This window comes from Thiothrix subterranea (assembly GCF_016772315.1).
Classification (GTDB): Bacteria; Pseudomonadota; Gammaproteobacteria; order Thiotrichales; family Thiotrichaceae; genus Thiothrix; species Thiothrix subterranea.
The window spans coordinates 1,260,930-1,277,904 of the sequence record NZ_CP053482.1 but is presented as its reverse complement, the minus strand read 5'-3'; the positions used below and the strand labels follow the sequence as shown (position 1 = coordinate 1,277,904).

The window sequence follows — 16,975 nt, the reverse complement described above, 5'->3', positions numbered from 1 at the left end:
GCACCCATGAGTCTGGAGTATAAATTTGAAAATCGCGGCACCGTACAAGTGCGTCCGACCGGGAGCGACAAACGTAGCCCCTGTTGGTACATGCTGTTAGGCGTGTTGTTGCTGTTGACTGCCCTAGCGGGCTGGTTATTTTTCAGTGGCTACATGACCCCCGCGAATGCGTCGGGTGGTATCCATGCCATGACCTTGCGCGGTAAAATGGACGAGCAAGAGCGCTTGATTGCCCAGCAAGCCACCACCCTCCGCGAATTAGAAGATAAATTAGCCTCTGCCAAACGCGGTGAAGACGTTCAAGTGGCTGCCAATGAAGAACTTAAGCGTAAATTTGCCGCCGCCGAAGCGGATCTCACCGTGCAGCGCGGCAAATTGGCGTTGTATGAAGAAATCCTCTCACCAGCAGGGTTGGAGCAAGGTTTACACCTCCAGCATTTTGCCGTCAAAGAACGTTTGGTTGATAACGATGGCAAGAAAATCAATGGGATGCGTCTGTACCAATACCACCTCGTGTTGGCGCATATTCGCAGTGGTGAGGAAGTCATCAAAGGCAGCTACAGCATCGCGATCAGTGGCAAGCAAGATGGCAAATCCGCCAGTGTGTTGCACAAAGACGTTACCCCGCCGGGCGAAAAAGCTAATACGGCATTTGAAGTGAAGCATTACCAAAGTCTGGAAGGCAATTTAGTTTTCCCTAAAGATTTTGTGCCAGAATCCATTAAAGTCAAAGTGACGCTGGCGTCGGGTGAAACCCCGGAGCGCTTGGCGAAAAGTTATGATTGGTCTTCTTTTAGTAATAAAGTCAGCGCCGTGGTGACTGACTCCACCGCATCCATCACCAAGGAGTAAATGAACATGTTCGGAAAATCCGCCAAGTCTAACAGCGGTAGCACCAGTAGTCCTGCCCCCAGTCATCATGGCGACCAGAAAATTCGCAGCGCCCAGATTGACACGATTATTGGCAAAGGCACCACCATTGACGGCGATTTACGTTTCTCCGGTGGTTTGCATGTCGAGGGCGTCATCAAAGGTAACTTAGCAGCCGATGGCGACAATGCCACGCTGATTTTAAGTGAGCATGGGCATATTCAGGGTGAAGTGCGCGTTCCCAGCATGGTATTAAACGGCGCAATCGACGGCGACGTGTTTGCCGGTGGCAAAGTGGAGCTGTTTGAGAAAGCCCGTATCTGCGGTGATGTGTACTACAACTTGCTGGAAATGGCAGTAGGTGCGGAAGTCAACGGCAAGTTGGTACGCCAGAAACCAGAGTCTGGCAAATTCGCGCCGCCACCTGCGCTCAGTGCACCAGCATCCGACAGCGAATAAGGCTTTTTTACCTTGTTACCCTTGCAATGGTAACGTGACTAAACACACTTGTTTTAAGGAGATCACCCATGAGCGTTGAAACCGCTATCCCTGCACCGTTGGTCTTTACCGACGCTGCTGCTGTTAAAGTCAAAGCCCTGATTGAAGATGAAGGCAATGCAGCATTGAAACTGCGCGTATTCGTGCAAGGCGGCGGTTGTTCCGGCTTCCAGTACGGCTTCACTTTCGATGAAAACATGAACGAAGATGACACCGCCGTAGAAAATGTTGGCGTGACGTTGTTGATTGACCCGATGAGCTTCCAATACATGGTCGGTGCAACAATCGACTACACCGAAGGTTTGGAGGGGGCGCAATTTGTGATTCGTAACCCGAATGCGACCACGACTTGTGGTTGTGGGTCGTCTTTTAGCCCGTAATTTCGCGCGACTATTTCAATACATCCCCCGTAGAGACGCAACAATTGCGTCTCTACCTACAACGCTAAAATCACCCGAAACTCTTCACCGTCATCAATAAACTGCACAGCTTTACCCAGTTTTTTCGCTTCCTGATACACCATCGGCAAGCCGCGCCCCAGTTTATCCATGTACCCCAAGTTTTCCATCAGGCGTACTAACAGCGGATTGCGGGAAAAACTCGTCCCCGTGGTGAGTTTGCTGACTTTAACCGTATTCGGCAACCGACCGGGGCTGATGAATTCAATGCGGTCATCGAACAGAAATACACGGATTTGTGAGCCAATGATACTGTAGTTACGGTGGACACAAGCATTCACCAGTAATTCGCGAAACACTTTGTCAGGGTAGCCCGGTTTATCCACCCGCTTTGTTCCCTCAATCTCGGATGGTACAGGAATATTGGCTTTGATCGCTGCCAGCGCGTTGTCTACCTGCATGGGTAAGCCGCCGAACAGGTTTTTCTTGTCACGTAAGGATGAATTGATTTCCGTGCCATTAAACACCGCAAAAGCAATGCCGGATTGGTGTAAGTGGCGTTCCGGTGCAATACCAAACACCAGCAAACCGCCTACGGTGGGAATAAGTTGTTCGCTCGCAATATCACTGGCTGCTAACAACCGTTGGCGTTCTTCCTCATCCTCGCTCAGGTAGTCGATGTGGTAGCGGGAAAAGTAGTCGGTAATCGCGGATTGATTAAGGTGTTTAAGTTGCGCTCCGCCAACTTCCACAATGTCGTAGTGAAATAAACCGGCAGACTGAAACAGGCGGGTCAACTCTTCACGCGAAGCCACCCGTTTGGTTGAACCAATGCGGATGAAATAGCGGTTTTTTGATGTGTAGTAAGGGCGGTCACTGCCTTTGGGAATGCTAACACGGGCGATATTGACCGTTTCACCTTGGGCATTGTTGGTTTGCAATACGTGGTAAGTGGGGCAGATGGGAGGAATGACCGCCGTGCGGCAAATGTTCATGACATCTTCTTCGTAGTTACGGGATAGCCCTACTGCTTTGCCTTGATCATCAACACCCAACCAGATTTCGCCACCTTCACCATTGGCAAACGCCACGATTTCTTCTGCCAGTGTTTGCGCACTGGTTTCTTCGCGTTTAAATTCAATGTATTGGTTTTCGGTCGCAGGGATTGGGTTCATGGTCAGGCATCACGTTTATCTGCTACAAGTCAGCGTGATTGTAACAGATAAACGTGTGCAAATTGGGATGGGCTTACCCCGTATTGCGCATCCCCGCCGCAATCGCATTAATCGTCCGCAACAATGTCGGCAACCAAGGCGAATCGGTATTCCCCGTTTCCGCCACATACTGCCGATGCCGCTGGATCAGCGTGATCTGGATGTGGTTTAACGGGTCAAGGTAAGGGTCGCGGCGTTGCAGTGAATATTGCAGCAACGGCGTTTCTTCCATCAACCCAGTGAGGTGCGCCACCGCCAGCACTTCCGCGACAGTTTTTTCGTATTCGGTGCGAATGTCGGTAAAAATCTGTTGTGCATTCTCCTGATCATTGGCGAGGGCGGCGTATTCCTTGGCGGTATCCATTTCACCTTTGTACAACGCCATTTGCGTATTGCTGAGCAAGGAGCGGAAGGCTGGCCATTGCGTGTACATGCGTTCCAGCAATTTACCGTTATCGGGATGAGCTGCGCGGAAGGTGCTTAATGCCGTACCGATGCCGTACCAAGCGGGCAGGGTATGCCGCGATTGTGCCCAGCCGAATACCCACGGAATCGCGCGAATCGAGCCTTTGTCACGCACGGTTTTCTTGCGGTGCGACGGGCGTGAGCCGATGTTCAGCAAGGCAATTTCCTGCACCGGGGTGGCTTCGTAGAAATAATCCATCAGCCCCGGCGTCCAGTCGGTCAATTGGCGGTAGTGCTGTTCGCCGCTCGCCGCAATTTTGCTCATGGCTTGGTGGAATTCGTCAGGATAAGCGCCGCGTTTTTTCAGCAAACCCACGCTGGCTTTGAGCAGCCCGGTGCAACCCACGCCCAATTCATACACCGCCGTTTCCACGTTGCTGTATTTTGCCGCCAAGACTTCGCCTTGTTCGGTGAATTTGATTTGCCCGTGCACGGTGTCGGGTGGTTGCGCAATAATCGCTTCGTGCGTGGGGCCGCCGCCGCGCCCGACCGTGCCGCCGCGCCCGTGGAACAAACGGCATTTCACGCCGTAACGCTCGGTCAGGGCAATGACTTCTTGTTGCGCATTGTACAAGTTCCAGTTGGAAGCGAGGATGCCGCCGTCTTTGCACGAGTCGGAATAGCCCAGCATCACCTCTTGCAGATTGCCCGACGCGGTTAAGCAGGCACGGTAAGCATCATTTTCCAGCAAATGGCTTAATACGCTGCTAATGCGTTTGAGGTCGTCGATGGTTTCAAACAAGGGCGAAATCTGGATGTGGCAGAACAATTGACGGTGTTCGTCATAGCCGACCAAGCCCGCCATGTGTGCCAACAGCATGACTTCCATAATATGGCTGGCGTGATGCGTCATCGAAATCACGTAAGTGCCGAAAATGCCCGCACCCGCTTCGTTGCGCATTTCTAAGATACTGTCGAAAATTTCCAAAGTTTCGGCAGTGCGTTCGCTGAGTTTGGGGCGGTGTGGCATCGGTAAACGCGGGCGTAAGATCAGTTCCGCCAGCAATTCCATGCGCTCGGCTTCGGGCAATTCCAAATAGTTATGGCACAGGCCGGAGAGTTGCAGCACTTCGGCGACGGTTTCGCTGTGGATGGTGGATTCTTGGCGAATATCGAGTTTGTACAAGCCAAAGCCGCAGGTTTCGGTCAGGCGAATCAAATCTTTGAGTTCGCGCCCGGCAATTACCCAGTCGCCGTGGCTGCGTAAGGAGTCTCGAATCAAGTACAACTCGTGGATGAATTCGGCGACGTCGGTATACGCCTCTTTCGAGAGTGGCGCGTGTTCATTTTGCAGACGCGCATTCACCGCATTGAGGGTTTCTTGCAACTTGTGGTGCATGATACTGAGCAAGCGGCGGTAGGGTTCGTGTTGGAAACTGACGTGGGCATAATGAAAAATAACGTCGCCAACCCCGATGCGCTGGTCTTCTTGCTGCAAATACGCGGTGAATTCGGGCGTTGGGGTAATGAATTCCAGCGAGTGCGAGAGTACCGAACGCAATTCTTTGACGCGGTGAATGTAAGCTTGCAGGGCGAGTTGCATTTGCATCCGAATCGCTTTGCGGGTCAAAGCAGGCGTGACGAAAGGATTGCCGTCACGGTCGCCGCCGATCCACGAGCCAAAACGCAAAAAGCTGGGTACGGTGACAGCACCCCAACCGTAAGCTTTGCGGGTGGCGCGTTCAAAATAGCGGTAAACAATCGGAATGGCGTCAAACAAGGATTCGCGGAAGTAGTACAGGCCGTAACGGATTTCATCTTCGACCGTGGGCTTGCGGGTACGGACTTCGTTGGTGCGCCACATGAGCTGAATTTGCGCTTTCAGGTGACGCATCAGCGATTCGCGTTCGCTCTCTTCAGGGTCATTATTGAGCTGGTCAATCACCAAAAAGATGCGGCGCTGGATTTCCATGAGAGTGCGGCGGCGGGCTTCGGTCGGGTGCGCGGTGAATACCGGAATGTAACGCATCTGGTCGAGCAGGCTTTGCATTTGCTCGGCGGTCATGCCCTCTTGCTGGAGTTCCAGCACGGTGCGGCGTACCGACCCTTTCCACAATTGGCTGTCGGCTTTTTGGATTTCGCGGCGGCGCTCGCGGTGCTGGAAATCTTCTTCGACGATATTGGTGAGGATGTAGAAGGTGTTGAACGAACGAATCACTTGTTCGAGCATGTCCACATCCAGCGCGTCGATCAGTTGCATCAATTCGGTGCGGGTCGCGTCATCGTTGCTTTTACGCAGGCGGATATAACCACGACGTAATTTTTCAACCGTGTTGTACACGGCTTCGCCTTCCTGTTCCTTGATGATTTCGCCAAGCAATTCGCCGAACTGACGGATATTGTGCTGCAATTTGGCAACGTCAAAAGGCTTGTCTGTGGTGGGATTCATGATCTGTAGTATCCTTGGATAGTTAATGCGCCAATACATGCAAAAATGAGGCCGACATTATGCCTCAAATGGGACAGGCGACAAAGTGGCCTGAAAAATATGACAAAATCATGAAGTTTTAGCTTTTTGTTGCGATGCAGCAAAAAAGTCGTTGACAGTATTTCGGGAAAGCGATATTGTGCACTGCATCAAATGCAGAAATGCATGACGAGATTAAACCGAAACCCGCACTAGGAGATATGACATGCAAAACGAAATGATGAACATCGTAAAACAATTCAGTGACAGCGCTATGGCTTCTGCCAAGAAAATCGGCGAACTGAACATGAAGACTTTTGAAACACTGGCTACCAAGCAAGCTGACCTGATGAAATCTTGTGTCGAAATGGGCACTAAGAACGCAGAAGCAGCGACCAAAGTAAAAGACCTGACTGAACTGACAGCACTGCAACAAGACGTTACACGCACTTGTGGCGAAAAATGGGTTGCTAACATGCGTGAAGCGACTGAAATGTTGACGGCTGTTCGTGACGAACTGACTGTTATCATGGAAGAAGCGGCAAAGTACACCCAAGTAGGCGCTGAGCAAGCAGTAGAAGCTGGCAAGAAAGCAGCCACTGAAGCGGTAGAAAAGACTACTGCTGCTGTTGAAAAAGCCTCTGCCGAAGTCGTTGAACTGACTAAAGATGCAGCAGGCAAAGCGGTTGAAGCGACTCAAAAAGTTGCTGCTAAAGCTAAAGCTGCTTAATTGACGATTTAGTTGACAGCGGGTCAGGGTGTAACTCCTCCTCTCCTCTCTCTAGCGACTTGACCCGCTTCTCCTCCATTGCCCGCTCTTGTAGCGGGCAATTTTTTGCCTATTCCTCGTCAAATTCCAGCGCCGCCACGACCGGCATGGTGTGACCGATAATCCCCTGTAATGCGCCGTACATACCAGTGGTGCTGCCGATCACCCGTTGCAACTGCTTTTCACGTTCTGCCCAGTGCTTTTCCATCGCGCGGCGTTCTTTGTGAATTTGCGCTTGCATGGTATCAAAAGCCTCCACAATCGCTTCCACCCGCTGGCGGAATTCATCGCCGGATAGGTAACGCCATAGCAATTCCATTTTCGCATCCAAACCCTGATTGGCGGCGCGTGCAAAGCTCACCGCCAGCAATTGTTCGCGCAATACAGTGGCGAGGGCAGGCCAGCTTTTCAAATCACTGACCCAGATGCCATCAATGCGCCCGAAGCCGCGAATCTGTTCCGGCACGACGACCGATACCAAGACCGCGAGTGCGGCTCCGGCGGTACGTTGGTCTTCTTTGAGTTTGTCGAGCCAAGCGGGTTGCCAAGCTTTGGTGTTTTTCGATTCCCAAATGATCGCGCCGCATTCTTGCAACTGGGTGTTGATGACAGTTTGGATAATGTCTGCGCCGCGCATTCCTTTCGGCACGGGTTGGATGGTGTCGTGCGGGAAAGCGTGTTGCAGGGTGGTTTGCATGTCCTGTTCTAGCACTTCGCCTTGTAACTCTTGGGAGCCGAGTTCGCTGCGGCGTTTGGCGTTTTCTAGGTCTTTGAGCAGATTACTGATTTGCTGATCTTTTTGTTTGAGCTTGAGGTCTTGTTCCTCGGCAATTTGATTGCGCAGGCTGTGTTCGAGTTGCTGGCGGGCGGTGTCGAGACGGCGTTGGATTTCGATTTCCATGTCGCGGGCGCGGGCTTCGAGTTCGGCTTTTTCTTGGCGCAATTGCAGCTCGGCTTGGTTGGCGGTGGCGATGCGCTGCTGGCTCAGGTCGAGTTGTTGTTTCAGCAAAGCAATGTCTTGCAAGGCTTGGCGCTGTTGTTCGCTCACTTGTTGTTGCAGCAGTTCACGCTCGTGTTGCAGGCGCTGTTGCGCTTGTTGTTCGGCGCGGGCGGTGGCGGCAATGATCGCTTGTTGCTGTTCGGCGGCGAGTTCTTGGCGCATTTGCCCGCGTAGCACGTCGGAAATGGCAATGGTCGTGCCGCACTGGTGGCATTCGATGGTGGTGTCTTGCATGGTGATAGCCCTTGGTTACTGGATGCGCAGAGTATAGGCGCAACCCGCGACGAAGGGCAGTTTGGCAAGCTTGTCAGTGTTGGGGGGCGTTTACATTCGGGGTTCGCGGCGCAGCGGTTCGGCGCGTGGTTGTGTGGTGTCACCGGGTTTGGCGTTCATGTAGCAGGCGTGTTTACCGTCGCTGTAGCCGATGCGGTAGAACACCGCGAGTGCGAGGGTTAGCACGATGCTGGCGAGGGTTTGGTAAATGCCAAACGCTTCAATCGCGGTGCCGAGTACCCAGAATAAGCCGATGCCCGCGAAGATCGAACCGGCGATGGTAGCGTGTATGCGTGTTGCCATGAGAAGCCCCGTGCTGTTTTTATTAATAAGTTAAATTAATGATAGCAGGGGAGGATGTGGGCGTATAGGGGGAGTGGCGAAACTTGCTTGGAATTTGTTTTGAACTGGGATTCTCAGGATTAAAGGATGGGCAGGAATGATGGTGGGATTATCACGGTAATTCTTTAATCCTGAAAATCTTAATCTATCGTGCTAATCGCATCTGTCGTAGAGACGCAAGATTTTGCGTCTCTACAGCGGGGGTTAAAATCAGGGCGGTCTTCAGAAATGCATCAACGGCAAACTCTCAGTAACAGCGGGGTCTTAATCCCTTTTAAATCAGGGCGGTCTTCAGAAATACATCAATTGATGAAATTCCAGAAGGTTTTATGTCTTAATCCCTTTTAAATCAGGGCGGTCTTCAGAAAATGGAAGCGGTAGCGTATGGCGCGGAAAGCAAGAAGTCTTAATCCCTTTTAAATCAGGGCGGTCTTCAGAAAATGGAAGCGGTAGCGTATGGCGCGGAAAGCAAGAAGTCTTAATCCCTTTTAAATCAGGGCGGTCTTCAGAAAATACACCGTTCAATGCTGCAAAATTAGCCTTGTCTTAATCCCTTTTAAATCAGGGCGGTCTTCAGAAGTACGTCTTAAATCAATCGTGCGATTCACACGGGTCTTAATCCCTTTTAAATCAGGGCGGTCTTCAGAATCACTAATGCGATGTATGATTTGTTTAAACCTGAGTCTTAATCCCTTTTAAATCAGGGCGGTCTTCAGAAGTACGTCTTAAATCAATCGTGCGATTCACACGGGTCTTAATCCCTTTTAAATCAGGGCGGTCTTCAGAAATCCCACAACCAATATCCACGCCGACGGCAGCGTCTTAATCCCTTTTAAATCAGGGCGGTCTTCAGAAGGCTCGTGTCTAATCAGCCTTTTGAATCAGTGGGTTACAGAGACCCTTAGCAGGAAATTCACTGTATAAAAAGTTGTCTTGGGCGAAAATGTAACAAGATGAATTTTTAAAGAAGCGACACGCTCAGGTTTTACGTGTTAATGGGTTGATTTTACAATGATTTAGCCGTTAATGGAAGGATTATTCAGCAGGTTGGGTAAAATCAATCCCTTCGTAAATGTCAGCCAGTGTCAATGTGCAGTTAGGGCAAGGTAAGGTTAGTGCTTGTTCCAGATCATCAAATCGCGCTACTTCCCAACCCGTTTCTGCATCGCGGTAAAACATTGTCACCAACGGTTGATCTTGCGCCACAATTAAGTAAACCTGCAACGATGCCAGCTTCTGGTAAGCAATGACTTTTTCGGTGAAGTTTTTCCACGCAGTCGCTTTAGAATCTACCTCCACCAACAAACACGGTTTTTCCAGATAATAGGCATGAGCATCATCCCGTTCACAACCTACCATCACATTGGGGTAGTAATAAGCATCGGCACCTTGCACCCGAACTTTGACTGTCAACATATTAACCGGACAGCCAATGGATTTCCCCGCCAAATCCAAGGCCAGCGCTACATTCAACACGATACGGTTATGCCGCCGTGAATTACCCGGCATAGCAAACACTTTGCCTTTCACGTATTCATGGCGTATCTCAGCGCGTTTTTCGCCTTCCCAATACGCCTGTTCGCTGATGTAAGCCGGATGATCGGGTGTTATCTTGTTCAGCAACATAGCCATACTCCATCTACAACGTATCCCGATTATAGCGCAGTTGTGCAGGCAACTTCGCCCCCGTCAGCAGCACGCCGTCATCCCACAAGGGTTTGCCCAACGTCACCCATTCCGGCGCATTCGGCAACGGGTACACCCGAATATCATCCTGCTTGGGATGGATCAAGGTGCGCAAATGCTTCAACACCTTCTCGCGCCGTTCCCCATCCAGCTCAATCAAAAACACCGAATACTGCAACGGCAACGCAATCTTTTTCAGGTAACGGTGCACCCGCCCCAGCCGCTTCGGGTTAGCAATATCATACGCAATAATATGCGGCAAACGTCGATGCGCCATTAGTCCGCCTCCTGATGTTTCAACAAACGCCACAAGCGATTCAACGCCACCCGTGCGCGTTCCTCAAAGTGCCCGTGATGCGTTTCGTAAAAATGCACCATGCTATACCGCAAGCCCTTTCCCTCAAACACCTGCGGCACATCGCCACGCACCACCAACCAATACGCCTCCAGCAGCAACAGCTTTTCCACATCCCGCGACAAATGTACCCGCCGCGTCAACGGCAACTGGATATTGTCACTAAACCCATACACCGCCAGCACCTCACTCACATGGCTGGCAATCGGCGCTTGCAACTGCGCCACAAACAGCGCAAAGCGGCACGGCAACTGCGCCTCCACCAACGGCTCGACTTGCCCCATCACCCGCTGCGCCACCACTCCCAATAACGGACGCTGACAAGCCCGCGCCATGCGCTGCACCCAACGGCTTTCCTCATGCACCCGCCACTGCTGATAAAACGCATCGCCCATTGCATCATCCGCGCAAGCGTGTAACAACGCCTCCAGTGAAATTTGGCTGCTGCGGTCACTCAAACAATGCCCCACCAGCACTCCATCGCGCCCGCGAAACGCCACCGGAATCCCGTATTCCAGACACGCCAGCAACGCCGCCGTTTCCCACTCCACTTTACCCGTCACCACCACCCGCGAAATGCGCCGCAACGGGTAAAAGCTATCCGCCTGCTCATGCGCTTGCACCCGCAATGCCACCTCATCCAAACCCACCGCATTCGCTTGCGCCACATCCAGATACAACGGTTTACGCGCTGCCGTCATGCTGCCACCTCCGCCTGTTCCCATTCCCGCATGGCTTTGATCAAGCCCCGCACCTGCCAGCGCATCGCCCGCCCCAACGGGCGCAAGCGCGTTTCCAGACTCGCAAAAAATACCTGACGCCCCGCCTTGTCCAAAAAGCAGCCGTTCACATCCGTCTTGAAATGGTGTTCGCGCAAGGTCTGGGTACGGAAACATTCCCACACCCACGCATCAATGTGCGGTCGCCACACCTCAATCAAATCCGACGCCAACGATTCCCGCCCGAAACTGGTTTCGTGATAAAATCCCAGCAACGGCTCCAACCCGTGCGTATGGATAATCTGCACCGCGCGGTTATGCAGTAAGGTATACGCCAACGACAACGTAGCATTCACCGGGTCAGGTGGCGGACGCCGCTTACGCCCCGCGAACCCCAACGCCGCAGGCAACACCGCCGCGAATGCACCAAACATTGCCCGCGCCGCCGCGCCTTCCATCCCCAGCAACGACGCCAAACTCTCGGCGTTTTCCAGATTCGCCAATTGCGCCCGCAATTGTTGCTGCGCATCCGTCAACACCTTACGCTGATCCGGTCTATCCACCAGCATGTCATCCAACAAACGCAAATACGCCGCGAATTTCGCCGCCAATACCTGCCGCGTAAACGCCAATCGCCACGCCGAATCCTGCGCCAGCCGGTAATGCAGCAAACGAATACTGGCATCGTTATGCCCGCTGCCCAGCAACACCGCCCGCCGCTGCGGTTTACGCTGGCTGGCAACACTGAACGCAATCCCGTGTTCCGCCAATGTCCCTAATACGCTGGTATCCAGTTGTACATTGGCAAGACACACTACCCGCTCCAGCAACGCCAGTGGCACCGGGCGCTGGCGTACCTCACCCAACCGCGCCACCAGCGTTGCGCCTTCCACTTCCAACGCAGCATTTTTATGGTCGATATACAGTGTTGTCATTTCCGCCCCCTTTTCTTCACCCCAAATAAAACCAGTCCGGGTCAACCGGCGCGACCCCCAAGCCCAGCGTATGCACCGTCTGCCGCGCATCCAGCCGAATCAGCAGGAAACTGTCCTCATCGTCATGCAGAATAAAGCTCATATCGCCCAGCAATTCGCCTTTTTCCGCATCCGTCAGCCACACCTCATGCACCGATTTCTGCCCACCCGTGGCATACGCCCGCACACAATGCAACGCCGCACGCAGCCGCCCCGCATCACTCACGTCATACGCCGCGAGGTACAACACTCGCTGACTGTCAGCCATGTTCCACCCCACTAAACGCGGGTGCAGCGGGCAGTTTCAGCAAGCCAAACCCGTGGTAGCCCTCACCCTCGTGGTGATACAGCAATACCGGACAACCGTTGCCGAGTTCCGCGCCCACCATTGCCGCCGCCATGCCGGGGCCTGCGTGGAAGTAGTGAATGCGGTCAACCCCTTGCGCGTACATTTCCCCGACTTGCTGGCGCACACTGGCTTTGAAGGCGTCGAGTTGATACACGCCCAGCCCGTCACGTTGCAGGTGAAATACCCGTTCACGCGGAATGTCGCGCAAGTTGTTATGTTGCTGGCAATAGTTTTCCACCGCCGCGCGGATATTGCGCCTAGGCAACAAGTCGATGATGAAAATGGCAGGGCGGTTGCCCGGTGCGCTACGGATAGCTTGCAGGTAGTGGCGGTAACGGCGGCGATTGCCCCATACCACCTGATACCAGGTCCAGAACACCGGAATGGCGAGGATCAGCCCGATGACGATACCGAGCGGGTCGAGGATTTTCGTGATGATGTCGAGTAGTGCTTGCATGGTAGCCCCTGTTTGCCGTTGTTATGCGGGTAATCATGCCGCAAACCGGGGAAGAAGTCGGCAATGACAAGCTTGTCAGTTAGGTGTGGGTTTTAGGAATCAAGGTGGTGAAAATCTGGTGCAATGTACGGGTCAGTTCCGCACGGTTTGATACAGCCTTCACCACGTCGGCATTGCGCTGGGTACTGCTATGGGCAAGCTGGTTACGGATTTCACGCAACAGTTTGTAATCACTCCACGTCGCTGATGGTTTGCGCGTTTCATACTGGTCTTTAGTGTATTTACGCTCATCGAAGCTATCGGGCTTACCGCCTTGTTCTTGCGTCAGTTTGGTAATGAACGCTTCAAAACCGTAGATGCAGGCACGTAACAAATTGCCATGTTCCAATGCCAACCACGCCACAGCCGTTTGACGCAGGTGTAATTTGTCTTCGTTGACCCATGCGAAACGTTGTTTCAGCGCAGGCAGGAACAACACTGCATGGCGGCTGCATCGGCTTTCTTCTTCCCTGAGTTTACTGAGGAAATCGCGTAATTTACCGCGTGCTTGATGCACATTATTGGTTTGCTCGTAAAATGCCGCATCCTGCAAACTTTCGACCGCTGCTTGGCTGATGCCTGATTGACGCAGCAAGGTGACAAACACGGCATAATCCCCGGTTTTATCGTAATGGGTCAGGGCTTCTGTCCAGCGGTCAATTTCCAGCAAACCATCCAGCCGCATGACCGGGGTTATATCGGCTTGAGTCAAATCCAGTGCGCCGTAGTAAATACCTGCTATCTGCACATCTTTCAGGGTTTGCAGCAGCAAGGCACTTTGTTGAACCAGCATCGGCAAATGGCGCAGACCGTGTGTCACGTCTAGCGTTGCCGTGTCATTGTCGGCAAAGCAATTGACCAGTATTTCCAAGGTGGCTGTTTGTTCTGGTTGGGTGCGCCCGTAAGGAATCAGGCGCAATTCGCAGGAAATGCCCAGCACGGCTTGCAAGTGTATTGCCAACTGGTCAAGGGTTGCTTGTTGCACCTTATCTTGTTGAGCGGCTTCCCCCAGTGTGAGTAAAGCCTCTTCCAGTTCTACTTGTTCGCTGAGGGCTGTTTCTAACAACAGGTTATCCCACATGCTGCCTGTTGTGCCGAGAATGACCAGTTTGTCAGGGCGAATATGTTTGCACAGTTCCAGCCCGAAAAAGCGTGAAGTGCGATGGCTGCCGCCGTCAAAGGCATAGGTAGCTTCGCGGTAATTGCTGGCGGCTTTACCGAGCATGGTGACGAGTATGTGTGACATGGGTTTTGCCCTGTTGATGTTGTTATGTTTTGAAGAGGGCGTATGCCATTCGCCCCTACGGAAGAATATCCCGCGTAGGGGCGTATGGCATACGCCCTCTTCACCCGTTTAGTGTTTCTGTGCCGCATACCCTTCCAACCGCGCCCCGTAGGTACGCATATCCTCCGCCGTCAGCTCCTTACCCCGTGCATCAGCGGGCAATTCCAACGTCAGATGAAAATACGTGCCGCCGCGTGCATTCACTTCCGCCACCAGATTGATCGGCAATGTGCCAAGGATTCTGTCTCCCGGTTGCACGATGTCCACATCGAAATGCGCCAGCCGCGCATCAACGTGAAAGCCTTCCGATTCTGCCCAGTCGACAGCCCCAGCATGGCGCGAAATAAAGTAAGTGGTCATGGTTTCCCCTGTGTTTGGCAAAAACCGCAGTGTAATGCAGGGCAGGGGGGGGCGCGAGGTTGGCAAGCTTGTCGTGCTATACTTGGCGCATCACCGAAAGCAGGGTTTACCGATTATCTTTCTTGCCATATTGTTGGGAAAACGCCGTCAGGTTGCCTTCAAATACCAATCCTTTGCCCCACTCACTCAGCCTGATTATGTAATCTTCTTGGGATAAATCAACTTCGCATAAATAATCCAGATGCATATCTCTTTCCCCATCTGCATCCAGAGCGTATAGACCCATAAGTTTGAGCATAGCTTTGTTTGCTAAAAGACTGCGAGGCGTTGTTGCCTGAAGTGCTTCAATTAATTCAGGTGAAAAATTCCACACATGACCATCGTGAGAGTAATAAATAGCACCAAGAGCCACACCTTGATGCATTAGTTTTATTCTTGACCGTGTTGACATAACCATGACCTCTTAACTTAAAAACACCTTGGTATTGTAGTAATACATGGCTGATCAAGCTAAAAATAAATAGCGAAGGCAGTAGATCAAGGTGAGGCGAAGACGGTGGAGGGGTGGAAAAGCGAGGTGTTGGTTTAAGCCAACCACGCCTTTATTGCGCCCGCTTTTGACCTCAATCGCCAGCAAGCAGATGCAGGAAGCGGCGTGGTTGTTGCAAACGGCTGGTAAGCTGCGCCAGTTGCGGGCGTTGGTGCATGTGGCTCTCCGAATTACTCAGTGTGTTGAGTAATTTTACTCAGTAACAAATGAGTCTTCAATGCTTATTGACTCTTGCATACAAACGCCTAGACTCAATAGTTAAGTTTGACTTTCCAACTTTCTAACGTTTAGGTGATGCCCGTGACCTATGTTCAGGTAAAACACAAATATCAGGTGACGATTCCCGCAGCCCTGCGCAAACGCCTCAACCTGCACGAAGGCGATATGCTGGAAGTGCGGGAACAGGATGGATTGCTGGTGTTAGTTCCCCAAGCGGTGAGCCAACGTCCGGCTGTACAACCCCGCAGCCCCTTGTTGGCAATGATTGGGGCGAACAAGGGCAGCAACCTGTACAAATCCGCGCAGGATGCCGATAACTTTATCCGCAAGCTGAGGGATGAATGGAACTGAGCAGCATTGGCAAGGGCATTTTTTATCTGGATGCCAATGCGTTTATTTATGCGCTGGAAGCACACCGTTCCTTTAAACTTATACAAACTTAACCAAGGTCAAGTTTGCGGTTAAATTCCTGCTTCACGGGGGCTGGTTTCACTTTCGGTTTGCACCGAAAGCCAGAGCCTTCCCCTCCACAGGCAGACACCGTGGAACTCACGGCGTGGTTGCTGAGCGTAGCCGAAGCATACTCTTGCAAATTGTTGGCTGCGTTTACGTCACGGTCATGAACTGCACCACAGTCAGGGCAAGTCCATTCACGTACCGATAGTGGCATTTTGTCCACTTTATGCCCACAGCCGAGGGCGGAACAGGTCTTGCTGGAGGCAAAAAACCGATCAGCTACCACGACCACCGCACCGCGCATTTCCGCCTTGTATTCCAGTTGCCGCCGGAACTCGAAGAATCCCATGTCACTGATGGCACGGGATAAATGGCGGTTTTTCACCATGCCGGATACGTTCAAATCTTCGATGCCGATGGTGTGGAAACGGCGGGTCAAATCCGTGGTGAGTTGGTGCAAACTGTCTTGGCGGATGTTGGCTATCCGTGCGTGAAGTTTTGCCAGTTTTTGTTTTGCCTTGTGGCGGTTGGCACTGCCTTTGACCTTGCGGGACAGGCTGCGGGATAGCCGTTTTAGGCGGGAAAGCAAGGCTTTATGCGGCTTCGCCCCGACCACTTTTTCCCCCGTTGACAGGGTTGCCAGTGCGGATACGCCCAAATCCACCCCCACCGTGCCCTTCGACAAGCTCAGGGTATCACCTTGGTTTTCGGCAGGCGGGAGGTGGTTATGGTCTTGCGTGTCCACGGTATAGCTTACGAACCACTGGTCAGCGGTGCGGGAAATCGTGGCGGAGAGGATTTTGCCGGAAAAGCGTAACGTTTCCCGCATCCGTACTAACCCAAGGTTGGGAATGCGGATGCGGGATGCGTCGATAGCAAACTGGTCGTTGGTGAGGGTGAAGCTGTCGCGGCTTTTGCCTTTCTTTTTGAATTGCGGGTACTGGGCGCGTCCTGCAAAGAAGTTTTTGAAGGCTGCTCCGAGTTGGATAATCGCCATTTGCGGGGCATTTTTGGTGACTTCCAGCATCCACGGGAATTGTTCGCGTTTGATGGCGTTGAGTTGGCGGCGCAAGCCCATTTGGTTGGGTTTGGGCTGGCTGTTATCGTTTTTCCACGCCGCGTATTGGGTTTGCCATTCCGCCAATGCCCAGTTGTAGGCAAACCGCGCTGTACCTGCGGCTTTCGCCAAGTACGTGGCTTGCTTATTGTTGGGGTCAAGACGGATTTTGTGGCTGATAATCATGAGGGATAGGATGCAATGCGGCAGGTTTTTTGTCTAGAGGTGAGTGT

20 protein-coding genes and 1 CRISPR repeat array are annotated in these 16,975 nt (G+C 52.4%); of the genes, 6 read left to right on the top strand and 14 right to left on the bottom strand.

Translation table 11 applies throughout. The annotated features are described in order from the left end of the window. The first annotated feature begins 6 nt into the window (after nucleotides 1-6). The 3 genes from HMY34_RS06265 (at nucleotide 7) to erpA (ending at nucleotide 1,748) form a co-directional block, all read left to right on the top strand. Nucleotides 7-852 carry a DUF6776 family protein gene (locus HMY34_RS06265; RefSeq protein ID WP_202718425.1) on the top strand — a complete coding sequence of 282 codons (846 nt, stop codon included), beginning with the start codon at nucleotides 7-9 and terminating at the stop codon, nucleotides 850-852. Between the two features lie 6 nt (nucleotides 853-858). After that, complete coding sequence (locus HMY34_RS06260) at nucleotides 859-1,329, top strand: bactofilin family protein (RefSeq protein ID WP_202718424.1); 471 nt, start codon at nucleotides 859-861, stop codon at nucleotides 1,327-1,329. Nucleotides 1,330-1,397: 68 nt separating this feature from the next. Then, nucleotides 1,398-1,748, top strand: coding sequence for an iron-sulfur cluster insertion protein ErpA (erpA, locus tag HMY34_RS06255; RefSeq protein ID WP_202718423.1), 351 nt, complete (start codon nucleotides 1,398-1,400; stop codon nucleotides 1,746-1,748). A 56-nt stretch (nucleotides 1,749-1,804) separates the two neighbouring features. On the opposite strand, the gene HMY34_RS06250 is transcribed toward erpA, so the two are convergent. Beyond that, nucleotides 1,805-2,941 carry an RNA-binding domain-containing protein gene (locus tag HMY34_RS06250; protein ID WP_202718422.1) on the bottom strand — a complete coding sequence of 379 codons (1,137 nt, stop codon included), beginning with the start codon at nucleotides 2,939-2,941 and terminating at the stop codon, nucleotides 1,805-1,807. 73 nt (nucleotides 2,942-3,014) lie between these two features. Next, nucleotides 3,015-5,834 carry a phosphoenolpyruvate carboxylase gene (ppc, locus tag HMY34_RS06245; RefSeq protein ID WP_202718421.1) on the bottom strand — a complete coding sequence of 940 codons (2,820 nt, stop codon included), beginning with the start codon at nucleotides 5,832-5,834 and terminating at the stop codon, nucleotides 3,015-3,017. A gap of 244 nt (nucleotides 5,835-6,078) precedes the next feature. Between ppc and HMY34_RS06240 the strand changes: the two genes are divergently transcribed. Next, a complete protein-coding gene (locus HMY34_RS06240) occupies nucleotides 6,079-6,582 on the top strand; it encodes a phasin family protein (protein ID WP_202718420.1) in 504 nt (167 codons plus the stop codon). A 109-nt stretch (nucleotides 6,583-6,691) separates the two neighbouring features. On the opposite strand, the gene HMY34_RS06235 is transcribed toward HMY34_RS06240, so the two are convergent. The 11 genes from HMY34_RS06235 to HMY34_RS06185 form a co-directional block, all read right to left on the bottom strand. Next, the gene (locus tag HMY34_RS06235; RefSeq protein WP_202718419.1) at nucleotides 6,692-7,855 is read right to left on the bottom strand and encodes a DUF2130 domain-containing protein; all 1,164 of its coding nucleotides are present in this window, start codon (nucleotides 7,853-7,855) and stop codon (nucleotides 6,692-6,694) included. A 90-nt stretch (nucleotides 7,856-7,945) separates the two neighbouring features. After that, nucleotides 7,946-8,197, bottom strand: coding sequence for a hypothetical protein (locus HMY34_RS06230; protein ID WP_202718418.1), 252 nt, complete (start codon nucleotides 8,195-8,197; stop codon nucleotides 7,946-7,948). A gap of 300 nt (nucleotides 8,198-8,497) precedes the next feature. Next, a CRISPR array of direct repeats spans nucleotides 8,498-9,091; the repeat unit is 36 nt; unit sequence GTCTTAATCCCTTTTAAATCAGGGCGGTCTTCAGAA. Nucleotides 9,092-9,271: 180 nt separating this feature from the next. Then, the gene (locus HMY34_RS06225; protein ID WP_202718417.1) at nucleotides 9,272-9,862 is read right to left on the bottom strand and encodes a Uma2 family endonuclease; all 591 of its coding nucleotides are present in this window, start codon (nucleotides 9,860-9,862) and stop codon (nucleotides 9,272-9,274) included. Nucleotides 9,863-9,875: 13 nt separating this feature from the next. Next, a complete protein-coding gene (cas2, locus tag HMY34_RS06220) occupies nucleotides 9,876-10,199 on the bottom strand; it encodes a CRISPR-associated endonuclease Cas2 (protein WP_202718416.1) in 324 nt (107 codons plus the stop codon). Continuing rightward, a complete protein-coding gene (locus tag HMY34_RS06215; RefSeq protein ID WP_202718415.1) occupies nucleotides 10,199-10,978 on the bottom strand; it encodes a CRISPR-associated endonuclease Cas1 in 780 nt (259 codons plus the stop codon). The genes cas2 and HMY34_RS06215 overlap by 1 nt, the downstream gene beginning before the upstream one ends. Further along, nucleotides 10,975-11,931 (bottom strand): CRISPR-associated endonuclease Cas1, encoded by a 957-nt coding sequence (gene cas1, locus HMY34_RS06210; RefSeq protein WP_202718414.1) that lies wholly within the window; start codon nucleotides 11,929-11,931, stop codon nucleotides 10,975-10,977. Before cas1 ends, HMY34_RS06215 begins: the two co-directional genes overlap by 4 nt. A gap of 16 nt (nucleotides 11,932-11,947) precedes the next feature. Continuing rightward, nucleotides 11,948-12,238, bottom strand: coding sequence for a CRISPR-associated endonuclease Cas2 (locus HMY34_RS06205; RefSeq protein WP_202718413.1), 291 nt, complete (start codon nucleotides 12,236-12,238; stop codon nucleotides 11,948-11,950). Continuing rightward, on the bottom strand, nucleotides 12,231-12,776 hold the full coding sequence (locus tag HMY34_RS06200) for a hypothetical protein (RefSeq protein WP_202718412.1): 546 nt from the start codon (nucleotides 12,774-12,776) through the stop codon (nucleotides 12,231-12,233). The genes HMY34_RS06205 and HMY34_RS06200 overlap by 8 nt, the downstream gene beginning before the upstream one ends. 79 nt (nucleotides 12,777-12,855) lie before the next feature. Then, a complete protein-coding gene (csx2, locus tag HMY34_RS06195) occupies nucleotides 12,856-14,061 on the bottom strand; it encodes a TIGR02221 family CRISPR-associated protein (RefSeq protein WP_202718411.1) in 1,206 nt (401 codons plus the stop codon). Nucleotides 14,062-14,169: 108 nt separating this feature from the next. Further along, nucleotides 14,170-14,460 (bottom strand): CRISPR-associated protein Csx16, encoded by a 291-nt coding sequence (gene csx16, locus HMY34_RS06190; protein WP_202718410.1) that lies wholly within the window; start codon nucleotides 14,458-14,460, stop codon nucleotides 14,170-14,172. 106 nt (nucleotides 14,461-14,566) lie between these two features. Beyond that, complete coding sequence (locus HMY34_RS06185; protein ID WP_202718409.1) at nucleotides 14,567-14,911, bottom strand: hypothetical protein; 345 nt, start codon at nucleotides 14,909-14,911, stop codon at nucleotides 14,567-14,569. Nucleotides 14,912-15,077: 166 nt separating this feature from the next. Between HMY34_RS06185 and HMY34_RS20345 the strand changes: the two genes are divergently transcribed. After that, nucleotides 15,078-15,200, top strand: coding sequence for a hypothetical protein (locus tag HMY34_RS20345; protein ID WP_266096949.1), 123 nt, complete (start codon nucleotides 15,078-15,080; stop codon nucleotides 15,198-15,200). A 110-nt stretch (nucleotides 15,201-15,310) separates the two neighbouring features. Continuing rightward, complete coding sequence (locus HMY34_RS06180; protein ID WP_202718408.1) at nucleotides 15,311-15,580, top strand: AbrB/MazE/SpoVT family DNA-binding domain-containing protein; 270 nt, start codon at nucleotides 15,311-15,313, stop codon at nucleotides 15,578-15,580. Nucleotides 15,581-15,668: 88 nt separating this feature from the next. Here HMY34_RS06180 and HMY34_RS06175 read toward each other — a convergent pair whose 3' ends face one another. Next, the gene (locus HMY34_RS06175) at nucleotides 15,669-16,928 is read right to left on the bottom strand and encodes an RNA-guided endonuclease InsQ/TnpB family protein (protein ID WP_202718407.1); all 1,260 of its coding nucleotides are present in this window, start codon (nucleotides 16,926-16,928) and stop codon (nucleotides 15,669-15,671) included. Nucleotides 16,929-16,975: the final 47 nt, after the last annotated feature.